Genomic DNA, 9,881 nt, shown 5'->3' on the forward strand with positions numbered 1-9,881 from the left:
GTAACAAAAGCGGGGGGATTGCTCTCGGGTGCGGGTGGGTGCGGGCCGGGCGCGCGGTTCCCCGCGCTCCTAGAGGCCCGTGCGGACCCGGAGGTAGTAGAAGCGGGTGGTCTGGGCCGGGTTCTCGTTGTCGTCGCTCACCAGGAGGACGCGGAGGGCGCCCCGGGTGTCGCGGCCGGTGATCGTCATGCCCTCGATGTTGTCGAGGAGGGGGTTGGGCTGGGGCTGCTTGGCGGTGGCGCCGAGGGACGGGCAGGCGGCGAGGTCGGTGAGCAGCGTCTTCCTGATCAGGCGGACGCCGGACTGCCCGGTCAGGTGTTCGACCTTGCCGGTGTCGGTGGCCTGGCGCGGGTCGGCCAGGTAGAGACGGACGGTGTTGCCGACGCCGGAGGTGAAGCCGCGTTCCAGGACGAGCAGACGGCCGTCCGGGGTGGCCTGCACCTCGGGGACGCCCAGGCCGTCGTCCGCCCGGTACGCGTACTGGGCGGCGAGCCGGAAGGGGCCGTCGCCGGTGCGCTGCCAGGTCTGGAAGCGGACGATGCCCGCGCTGTCCCCGGCGAGCGCGTACTCCATGGACGCGAGCAGGGTGCGCCCGCCGGGCAGCAGCGTCAGGCCCTCGAAGGTCTGGTTGGCGGTGGCCCGGCCGGCCGGGGCGACCCGCAGCGCGGACGGCACCGCAAGCCGTTCCAGGACGCGGCCGTCGCGGGAGTAGCGGCGGACGGACGGCTCGGTCTCGGAGGTGACCAGCCGGGTGCCGTCGAAGTCGACGGCCAGCCCCTCGGAGTCGAGCGCGCCGCCGTTCTCGTCGGCCAGCGGCGTCACCCCGGTCGGGCGCAGCGTGCGGCGGTCCAGGGTGAACAGCGAGGAGCGGTCCGAGAGCGCCGCGAGGTCGCCGTGCCGGTCGGCCGCGAGCGCGGAGAGATTGCCGACGTAGGCCCCCTGGTACGTCGTCTTGTCCAGCGCGTCGGAGAAGCGGTCGAGGGAGACGGCGGACGAACAGGCGTGGTCCTGGCGGGTGGCGGCGGCGGCCGGCCCGGCGGTCAGGCAGGTGGCCGCCGCCAGGCCGGCGGTGACGGTCGCGAGTACGGTTCTCAGGCGCATGACCGTCACCGTAGGGCTCCCGCGTGTCCGGCGGGAGACCGCCTCGTGAAGCGTCAGCCGCTCGGCGGCACCGGAACCAGCGCCTCCTGCGGCGGCACCTTCATGACGCGGCGCGCGGTGCGCGGGCCGGTCGTCGGGGCGAGGTCCTTGTGGATGGCCCGCGCGATGGTCTCGATGGTGGTGACGCCGTAGTCCATCGTGCCGTTGTCCTGCGTGAGGACCGTCATCGTGTAGTCGTGGCCGCCGCCGTTGAAGGTGCCGACGCTGTGCACGCGCCAGCCGTGGGTGGAGCGCTGGAGCCAGCCGTTCTTCACGTGCACGGCGACGGCGGTCGGCGCGCCCGCCGGGGTGCCCCAGCGCTGGGCGGCGACGACCTGGCCCATCAGCTTGAGGATGTAGGCGCGGGAGTTGTCGCTCAGGACGTTGTTCTTCGCCGTGACGAGGCCGAGCAGCTTCTGCTCGTCGCGCACGGTGATCTGGGTCAGGCCCCAGTAGCCGTCCGCGCCCGGCTTGGTCTGGGTCATGCCGGCCGCGGCGAGGAAGCCCTTGACCTTCGTCACGCCCAGCTGCTTCCACAGGCTGGTGGTCGCGTCGTTGTCCGACTGGGTGATCATCAGCTTGGCGAGGCTCGCCTCGCGGTCGGTGAGGGAGCGGTTCGTCTTCTTGGCGTCCCACAGCAGGGTGGCCAGGACGGTCGCCTTGACCACGCTGGCGGAGTCGTAGGCGGACGACTCGCGCAGCGTGCAGGTGGTGCCGGTGGTGCGGTCGCGCAGGCCGACGGCGATGGTGCCCTTGCGGCCGGACACCGCCGCGGTGATGTCCTTCTGGAGCTTGGCGGCCAGTCCGGTCGTGAGGGACGTGCAGCTGACCGCCGGCGCGGCGGCCGCGGCGGGTGCGGCGAGGGCGACGCAGGAAGCGAGCAGCCCGGCGCCCGCGCCTGCCGCCGCGAGCGCCCTGGAGCGTCGGGATATCCAGTGAGTCATGCTCAGTTGACGCACACCTGTACGGAAAAGGTTGCACGAGGGAGTGAATCGATGACGGCCCGTCACCTGCTCCCGTGCCGGGGCGCCGCCACAGGTGGATCGGCCCGCCGCGGTGGGCAGGCATCGCTCATGCCCGAACCCGCGTTCCACGACCACGTCCTGACCGGCCGGCTCCTCGCGGCCCTGTGGACGGTACGTCTCCTCGGCGGCGGGGGCGGAACCCCGCCCGACGGCGAGGAGTTCCTGGCGAAGAAGGTGCCCGCCCATCTGGTGAGCGGCGGACTGCGCTCACTCACGGACCACCTCATGGCGGCCAGGGGCCGGGGCGACGGCCGCTGGGAGGCCGCGGTCGAGGTGTACCGCGAGATAGCGGACCTGCTCCCGAAGAAGCTGTGGAACGACACCATGTCCCCCGGCGAGCAGAAGGCGTTCGCCGGCGGCTACACCGAGCAGCGCGCCGCCCACGCCGAGAAGTACGGGAAGCTCCTGGAGAGGTGACGGGCGGCGGCGCGCCGTGCCCGAGGACGTCCGGAACGCGCCCAGCCGCCTCCGCCACCCGCCACCCGGCTCCTACCGCCCGTCTCCTGCCGCCCGCCTCCCGCCTCCCGGCTCCCGGCTTCCGGCTTCCGGTCAGCTCGACGCGGCGGCGAACATGCCGGGCTCGTACGCGCCCCCCGGGGTGTGCACGATCACGCCCATCCGGGTGGCCGCGTTGATCAGGGAGACCAGGCAGACCAGCGCGCCGACCTGGTCGTCGTCGTAGTGCTCGCGCACCGCGGCCCAGGTCTCGTCGGACACCCCGTGGTCGCCGAGCCGGGTGCCCTCCTCGGCGAGCGCCAGCGCGGCCCGCTCGGCCTCGGTGAACACCGTGCTGTGCCGCCAGGCGGCGACCAGGTGGAGCCGGAGCGCGCTCTCCCCGGCGGCCGCGGCCTCCTTGGTGTGGACGTCGACGCAGAAGCCGCAGCCGTTGATCTGGGCGACCCTCAGCTCCAGCAGCTCCCGCAGGGCCTTGGGCAGCGTCGACCCCTCCAGGGCCAACGAGGTGGTGTAGAACCGCTTGGCGACCTTCGCGGCGGTCGGGCTGTCGAACAGGTTGAAACGGGGTTCCATGACGTCGTCCTCACTCGTGGTGTCGTGTGCTGCCGCACGGGACGGACACAAGATGCCGACGGCCCGGCCGATGTGACGGCGCGGCGATGTGGCGTACGTCACCGGCCGCGGGCGTCACGGAGCCGTGCGGGCCGGCGTCTGGTGTGCGGCGCAGTCGTCAGCGAGCGGACAGGAGCCGGCCATGAACGACCGAACTACGGGCGACCGGACGGGGGAACCCTCCGGGCCGGTCGCTCCCGACGCCCGGCTGGACGGCGTCACCCGGGCGTTCGTCGCCCACCGCAACCTGCTGTTCACCGTCGCCTACGAGATGCTCGGCTCCGCCGCCGACGCCGAGGACGTCCTCCAGGAGACCTGGCTGCGCTGGGTGGGCGTCGACCCCGGCACCGTGCGGGATCAGCGGGCGTACCTGGTCCGGATCGCCACCCGGCAGGCGCTGAGCCATCTGCGCGCGCTCGGCCGGCGCAAGGAGTCCTACGTCGGCCCCTGGCTGCCCGAGCCGCTGCTCACCTCGCCCGACGTGGCCGAGGACGTCGAGCTGGCCGACAGCGTCTCGATGGCGATGCTGCTGGTCCTGGAGACGCTCGCCCCGACCGAGCGGGCGGTGTTCGTGCTGCGCGAGGTGTTCGACCTCGGGTACGACGAGATCGCCGAGGCCGTCGGCAGGAGCCGGGACGCGGTCCGCCAGATCGCCCACCGGGCACGGGCCCACGTCGCCGCGCGCCGGCCGCGCGGGGTCGCGTCCGCCGCCGAGGCCCGCCGCACCGTCGAGGCGTTCCGGCAGGCGGTCGAGACGGGCGACCTGGGACGCCTGCTCGACGTCCTCGCGCCGGACGTCGTGCTGCTCACCGACGGCGGCGGAGTCGTGCGCGCCGCGCTGACGCCCGTCGTGGGGGCCGACCGGGTGGCCGAGGTGCTGGGCCGGATCGGGGCCGCGCTGTCCCTGCGGCCGGCGCAGGTCAACGGCGACCCGGCGCTGATCGTCCGGCTGGACGGCGAGATCGACACCGTCCTGGCGCTGCGGGTCGACGACGGCCTCGTCACCGGGCTCTACGCCGTGCGGAACCCGGAGAAGCTGTCGTATCTGGACCGGGAGACCACCTTGCGCCGCTGAGCCCTCGGGTTCCTCCGCTCCCCGAGGCCAGAGCGTCGGGCAGGGCGGCGGGCGCGGAGTCGGGCACCGCGTCCGCCGCCCCCCTCAGTCCAGGTGCGTGGGCGCGAACATCCGCAGGACCGCCGGGAGGACGACCACCGAGGGGCCGGGCTCGGACAGGGCCTTGGCCAGGTCCGCCTCCAGGGCTTCGGGCGTCGTCCGCACGCCCGGGACGCCGAAGGACTCGGCGAGGGCGACGTAGTCGGGGCGGGTCAGTTCGGTGGCCGTGGGCTCGCCGAAGGCGTCGGTCATGTACTCGCGCAGGATGCCGTAGCCGCCGTCGTCGACGATCAGCCAGGTGACGTCCAGGCCGTACTGGCGGGCGGTGGCCAGTTCGGCGATGGAGTACAGGGCGCCGCCGTCGCCGGAGACGGCCAGCACCGGGCGGGTCGGGTCGGCCGCCGCCGCTCCGAGCGCCGCCGGGAAGCCGTAGCCGAGGCCGCCGGCGCCCTGCGCGGAGTGCATGGTGTTGGCGCCCCGGGGATCGAAGGCCGACCAGGCCCAGTAGGCGAGGATCGTCATGTCCCAGAAGGACGGCGACCCGGCGGGCAGGGCGCGGCGCACGGACGCCAGCACGTCCTGTTCCAGGGTGAGTTCCTGGGCGGCGATCCGCTCGCCCACCTGGTCGAGCACCTCCCGCACGCGGCGCGGCGCGTCCTCGTCGGTGCGCTCGTCCACGGTCTCCAGCAGCGCCTGGAGGGCGAGGCGGGCGTCGGCGTGGATGCCGAGGGCCGGGTGGTTGGACTCCAGTTTGCCGAGGTCGGCCTCGATCTGGACGACCCGGCCGCGCGGCTTGAACGTGTGGTAGTTCGAGGACAGTTCGCCGAGGCCCGAGCCGACGACCAGCAGGACGTCGGCGTCCTCCAGGAAGTCGGTGGTGTGCCGGTCCTCCAGCCACGACTGGAGCGAGAGCGGGTGGGTCCAGGGGAAGGCGCCCTTGCCGCCGAAGGTCGTCACCACCGGCGCCCGGAGGCGTTCGGCCAGGGCGCGCAGCTTCCCGGAGGCGTCCGAGCGGACCACTCCGCCGCCCGCGATGATCGCCGGACGCTCGGCCCGGGACAGCAGGCCGGCGGCGACGGCGGTGAGTTCGGGGCGCGGCGGCAGCTCCTCCGGGGTGGCGTCCAGGGCGGTCACGACGGGCAGGTGCGTTGCGGCCAGCAGGACGTCCTGCGGGATCTCCACCCAGACGGGGCCGTGCGGGACGGTGAGCGCCGACTTCCAGGCCGCCGCGATCGCGGACGGGATCTGGGACTGGGCGCGCACCGGATGGACGGACCTGACCACGCCGCGGAAGGAGGCGGCCTGGTCGGGCAGTTCGTGCAGATAGCCGTGCCGGCCGCCACCGAGTCCGGCGGTCGGGATCTGGCTGCTGATCGCGAGGACGGGCGCGGAGGCCGCCGCCGCCTCCTGGAGCGCGGCGAGCGAGGTGAGGGCGCCGGGTCCGGTGGACAGCAGCAGGGGCGCGGCCTCGCCGGTGATCCGGCCGTAGGCGTCGGCGGCGAAGCCCGCGTTGTTCTCGATCCGCAGGCCGACGTAGGCGAGGTCGGAGCGGCGCAGGGCGTCGAACATGCCGAGGGCGTGCTGGCCGGGCAGGCCGAAGACGGTGGTGGCGCCGAGCCCGGCCAGGGTCTCCACGACCAGGTCTCCGCCGTTGCGGCCGGGGGGAGGGCTGAGTGCGGCCTCCGTCTGCGCGGGCGTGGGGCGGAGCACCAGGTCGTGGTCGTGGGTCACTTCGCTTCGGTGTCCTTCCGGGCCGCGGCGATCTGGCGGCTCATGAGGGTGGTCAGTTCGTAGGCGGTGTGGGAGGCGGCCACCGAGGTGATCTCGGCGTGGTCGTAGGCCGGGGCGACCTCGACGACGTCGGCCGAGACCAGGTTGCAGGAGGCCAGGCCGCGCAGGATCTCCAGGAGTTCGCGGGAGGTCATGCCGCCGGCCTCGGGCGTGCCGGTGCCGGGGGCGTGGGCGGGGTCGAGGCAGTCGATGTCGATGGAGATGTACAGCGGCCGGTCGCCGATGCGCTGGCGCAGCTGGTCGGCGACCTCGTCGGCGCCGCGGCGGTAGACGTCGGCGGAGGTGACGATGCCGAAGCCCATCTTCTCGTCGTCGGTGAGGTCCTGCTTGCCGTAGAGGGGGCCGCGGGTGCCGACGTGGGAGAGGGCGGAGGTGTCGAGGATGCCCTCCTCGACGGCCCGGCGGAAGGGGGTGCCGTGGGTGTACTCGGCGCCGAAGTAGGTGTCCCAGGTGTCGAGGTGGGCGTCGAAGTGGAGCAGGGCGACGGGGCCGTGCTTCTTGGCGACCGAGCGCAGCAGGGGCAGCGCGATGGTGTGGTCGCCGCCGAGGGTCATCAGGCGGGCGCCGGTGCCGAGGAGGTCGTCGGCAGCGGCCTCGACGGTCTCCACGGCCTCGTTGATGTTGAACGGGTTGACCGCGATGTCGCCGCCGTCGGCGACCTGGGCGAGGGCGAACGGGGAGGCGTCCTGCGCGGGGTTGTAGGGGCGCAGCAGCCGGGACGCCTCGCGGATGGCGTTGCCGCCGAAGCGGGCGCCGGGCCGGTAGGAGACGCCGGAGTCGAACGGGACGCCCACGACGGCGACGTCGGCGGTGCCGACCTCGTCGAGGCGGGGCAGCCGCGCGAAGGTCGCGGGGCCGGCGTAGCGCGGGATGCGGGAGGAGTCGACGGGGCCGCGGGGCGTCTCGTTGCCGCTCATGTGAAATGCCTTCTTTCCTGCGCTTCGTCGCGCATGTACTGCTTTCCGGTCGACTCTACTGGTGCGCCGGGACGGGTTCTGAGGCGAGTTCTGGACTGCCTCCGGCGAGGCGTTCACGCCAGGCGGCGAGGACCGCCTCGTCGGTGGGCCGGGTGGCCAGGGAGACGGCGAGGTAGGCGGCCAGGGAGGCCAGCAGGCCGTAGTAGACGGGCTCGTTGGCCAGGATGCCGTAGCCCGCCATGAGGCCGATGACGGCGAGGCCGCCGACGATCACGGCGGCCAGCGCGCCCTGTGCGGTGCCGCGCTTCCACAGCAGGCCGCCGAGGATCGGCACGAGCAGTCCGCCGACGAGGAGGTTGTAGGCGACGGTGAGCGCCTCGACCACGTCGTTCAGCGCGATCGCGATGCCGATCACGACGAGGCCCATGACGAGGATGAACAGGCGGTTGTCCCGCACCTCGTCCCGTACCTCGCCCGTCTCGCCCGCCCCGTCGCGCGGCTCGCCGCCGGGGCGGACGGCGCCGCGCAGCCGGGACCAGATGTCGTGGTTGGCGACGGTGGCGCAGGCGATCAGCGCGCCGGAGGAGGTGGACATCACGGCGGCCAGGGCGGCGGCGAGGACCAGGCCGCGCACGCCGATGGGCAGTTCGTCCTTGACGATGGTGGCGAAGGCGTCGTCGGCGCTGGTCAGGTTGGGGTAGAGGACCTTGGCGGCGGTGCCGATGACGGCGCCGGCGAGGGCGTAGACCAGGCAGTAGGTGCCGGCGACGGTGCCGCCGGCCCGGGCGACCCTGTCGCTGCGGGCGGTGAACACGCGCTGCCAGATGTCCTGGCCGATGAGCATGCCGAAGGTGTAGATGAGGACGTAGGTGAAGATCGTCTCGCCGCCGATGCCGAGCGGGTCGAAGTAGGAGGTGGGCAGCTTCGCCTTCATGCCGCTGAAGCCGCCCGCCTTGACGACGGCGATGGGCAGCAGCAGGAGCAGGACGCCGATCGTCTTGACCACGAACTGCACCATGTCGGTCAGCGTGATGGACCACATGCCGCCGAGGGTGGAGTACGCGACGACGATCGCGCCGCCGAGGACGATCGCGACGGTGCGGTTCAGGTCGAACAGGACGTCGAAGATCGTGGCGTAGGCGATGGTGGAGGTGACGGCGAGCATCAGGGTGTACGCCCACATGACGACGCCGGAGATGACGCCGGCCCTGCCGCCGTAGCGCAGGTCGAGCATCTCGGAGACGGTGTAGACCTTCAGCCGGGCGATGCGGGCGGAGAAGAAGACGGACAGGGCGAGCAGGCCGAGGCCGATGGTGAAGACCATCCAGGCGCCGGAGAGCCCGTACTGGTAGCCGAGGCCGACGCCGCCGATGGTGGACGCGCCGCCGAGGACGATGGCCGCCATGGTGCCGGAGTACATCGCGGGGCCCAGGCGGCGGCCGGCCACCAGGAACTCGCTCTTGGAGCGGGCGCGGCGCATGCCCCACCAGCCCATGCCGAGCATGCCGGCCAGGTAGACGACGATCACTGTGTAGTCGACGGCCATGCGGGGCCCTCCTTCGCGCACGTTCGGTGGCGTGTCGTGCAGGTGCGTGGGGTGGTTCTCCTGGGGTCAGGAGGGCCGGCAGCGGGCCGCGGGGACATCCGCCCGTACCCGCGGCTGCCGGTCCGGACTTGACCTTAGGTGGCCGAAAAGCGACTGCGAAGTGTACGTTTCCTCCATTCGGTCCGGCCGAAGTGGAGGAAACGCACACCATGCCGGAGACGCAGCCGCCGCACGCCCCCGCCGTCCCGCCGACACCGCCCGCCGCACCCGCCGTCCCGCCGACACCGCCGGTCCCGCTCGCGGCGCTGCTGGCCCGGGAGGACCTGGCGCTGCGGCGGATCGCGGGGCCGTGCGGCCCCGGGACGGTGATCCACGGGGCGCACACCTCGGAGATGGCCGACCCCTACCCGTACCTGCTGGGCGGCGAGCTGCTGCTGACGGCCGGCGTGCACGTCCCGGGCCCGGACCGCCCGGCGTCCTACTTCGACGACTACGTCGCCCGGATCACCGCGGCCGGCGGCGCCGCGCTGGGCTTCGGCGTGGCGCCGGTGCACGACACGGTGCCGCCGGCGCTGGTGGCGGCGTGCGAGACGCACGGCCTGCCGCTGCTGGAGGTGCCGCCGCAGACCACCTTCTCCGGGGTCGCCCGCGCGGTGTGGCAGCTGATGGCGCAGGCCCGGCTGGCCGAACTGCGCCGGGTGACCGAGGCCCAGCAGAGCCTGGCCGCCGCCGCCTCCCGCCCGGACCCGGTGCCCTCGGTGCTGCGCCGGCTGGCCCGGCGCACGGCGGGCCGGGCGGTGCTCTACGGCCCCGACGGCACGGAGGTCGCCGCCGCGGGCCGGCCGCTGGACCCGGCGGCCGACCGCGCCCTGGCCGCCCTCGCGCGGGTGGTGCGCGCACCGGACGCCGAGACCGCCGCGTCGGCCGCCGCGCGCCCCTTGGCCTCCCCCGCGCCCCCGCCCTCGCCCTCCTCCGCCACCGACACCGTCGCCGGCAGCCACCTGGCCGCCTACGCCCTCGGCGCCGGGCGCGGCTTCGTGCTCGGCGTCGCCGCCGGGCGGCGCGAGCCCGGCGACCACACCCTCGCCTCGGTCGCCGCCGTGCTGCTCTCCCTGCTCACCGGCGAGCACCACAGCGGCGCCGGCGCGGCCCGCTCCGCCGCGCTGGTGCGGCTGCTGCTGGGCGCCCCGCCCGCGGAGGTGGCGCCGCTGCTCGGCGCGGGGAGCTGGGTCGTCGTGCACGCCCGGCCCGCCGCGCGGGCCGCCGACGCGGTGGCCGCC

9 protein-coding genes are annotated in these 9,881 nt (G+C 74.0%); 3 read left to right on the forward strand and 6 right to left on the reverse strand.

From position 1 onward, the window contains the following. Positions 1-69: 69 nt before the first annotated feature. Together ABEB07_RS12850 and ABEB07_RS12855 are read right to left on the reverse strand one after the other, a co-directional pair. Positions 70-1,101, reverse strand: coding sequence for an esterase-like activity of phytase family protein (locus ABEB07_RS12850; RefSeq protein ID WP_345668453.1), 1,032 nt, complete (start codon positions 1,099-1,101; stop codon positions 70-72). A gap of 53 nt (positions 1,102-1,154) precedes the next feature. Then, a complete protein-coding gene (locus ABEB07_RS12855; RefSeq protein ID WP_176149052.1) occupies positions 1,155-2,084 on the reverse strand; it encodes a serine hydrolase in 930 nt (309 codons plus the stop codon). Positions 2,085-2,213: 129 nt separating this feature from the next. On the opposite strand from ABEB07_RS12855, the gene ABEB07_RS12860 reads away from it, so the two are divergent. Further along, positions 2,214-2,582 carry a hypothetical protein gene (locus ABEB07_RS12860; RefSeq protein ID WP_176149053.1) on the forward strand — a complete coding sequence of 123 codons (369 nt, stop codon included), beginning with the start codon at positions 2,214-2,216 and terminating at the stop codon, positions 2,580-2,582. A gap of 132 nt (positions 2,583-2,714) precedes the next feature. On the opposite strand, the gene ABEB07_RS12865 is transcribed toward ABEB07_RS12860, so the two are convergent. After that, on the reverse strand, positions 2,715-3,194 hold the full coding sequence (locus tag ABEB07_RS12865; protein ID WP_176149054.1) for a carboxymuconolactone decarboxylase family protein: 480 nt from the start codon (positions 3,192-3,194) through the stop codon (positions 2,715-2,717). 181 nt (positions 3,195-3,375) lie between these two features. On the opposite strand from ABEB07_RS12865, the gene ABEB07_RS12870 reads away from it, so the two are divergent. Beyond that, complete coding sequence (locus ABEB07_RS12870; RefSeq protein WP_345668454.1) at positions 3,376-4,308, forward strand: RNA polymerase sigma-70 factor; 933 nt, start codon at positions 3,376-3,378, stop codon at positions 4,306-4,308. Between the two features lie 84 nt (positions 4,309-4,392). On the opposite strand, the gene ABEB07_RS12875 is transcribed toward ABEB07_RS12870, so the two are convergent. Genes ABEB07_RS12875 through ABEB07_RS12885 form a run of 3 tightly spaced genes read right to left on the reverse strand, consistent with a single transcriptional unit; the run spans position 4,393 to position 8,601 of the window. After that, on the reverse strand, positions 4,393-6,078 hold the full coding sequence (locus ABEB07_RS12875) for a thiamine pyrophosphate-binding protein (protein WP_345668455.1): 1,686 nt from the start codon (positions 6,076-6,078) through the stop codon (positions 4,393-4,395). Then, complete coding sequence (speB, locus tag ABEB07_RS12880) at positions 6,075-7,055, reverse strand: agmatinase (protein WP_164587563.1); 981 nt, start codon at positions 7,053-7,055, stop codon at positions 6,075-6,077. Before speB ends, ABEB07_RS12875 begins: the two co-directional genes overlap by 4 nt. 55 nt (positions 7,056-7,110) lie before the next feature. Next, complete coding sequence (locus ABEB07_RS12885) at positions 7,111-8,601, reverse strand: sodium:solute symporter family protein (RefSeq protein WP_345668456.1); 1,491 nt, start codon at positions 8,599-8,601, stop codon at positions 7,111-7,113. 209 nt (positions 8,602-8,810) lie between these two features. Here ABEB07_RS12885 and ABEB07_RS12890 point away from each other — a divergent pair. Continuing rightward, positions 8,811-9,881, forward strand: a 1,071-nt coding sequence (locus tag ABEB07_RS12890) for a PucR family transcriptional regulator ligand-binding domain-containing protein (RefSeq protein WP_345668457.1), incomplete at its 3' end; no start/stop codon positions are given.

Origin of the sequence: Streptomyces similanensis (assembly GCF_039543625.1) — a bacterium.
In the GTDB taxonomy this organism is placed as follows: domain Bacteria; phylum Actinomycetota; class Actinomycetes; order Streptomycetales; family Streptomycetaceae; genus Streptomyces; species Streptomyces similanensis.